A 279-nucleotide genomic window follows, 5' to 3' on the forward strand; every position below is an offset into this window, starting at 1 on the left:
TTGCTGTCTATGGTCGCGAAGGACAAACGGGTGAACGTAAAGCGGGTACTATTGGTATTCATGCCATTCGCGGTGGTGAAATCATTGGTGACCATACCGTGATGTTTATTGCAGATGGTGAAGTGGTTGAGATTACCCATCGTGCGCGCGCGCGTATGACTTTTGCCGCTGGTGCGGTACGTGCGGCTACTTGGATAATTAAGCAGGAAGTCGGGCAATATAATATGCAGGATGTTTTAGGCTTAAATGACTAAGGCTTAAATACCTCATACTTAAATG

1 protein-coding gene is annotated in these 279 nt (G+C 46.2%); it reads left to right on the forward strand.

Annotation, left to right across the window (positions count from 1 at the left end):
• A partial coding sequence (locus tag AAEY75_RS14810) for a dihydrodipicolinate reductase C-terminal domain-containing protein (RefSeq protein WP_352259993.1) occupies window positions 1-254 on the forward strand: 254 nt, incomplete at its 5' end.
• Window positions 255-279: the final 25 nt, after the last annotated feature.

Origin of the sequence: Psychrobacter sp. TB55-MNA-CIBAN-0194 (genome assembly GCF_040309505.1) — a bacterium.
Lineage (GTDB): Bacteria > Pseudomonadota > Gammaproteobacteria > Pseudomonadales > Moraxellaceae > Psychrobacter > Psychrobacter fozii.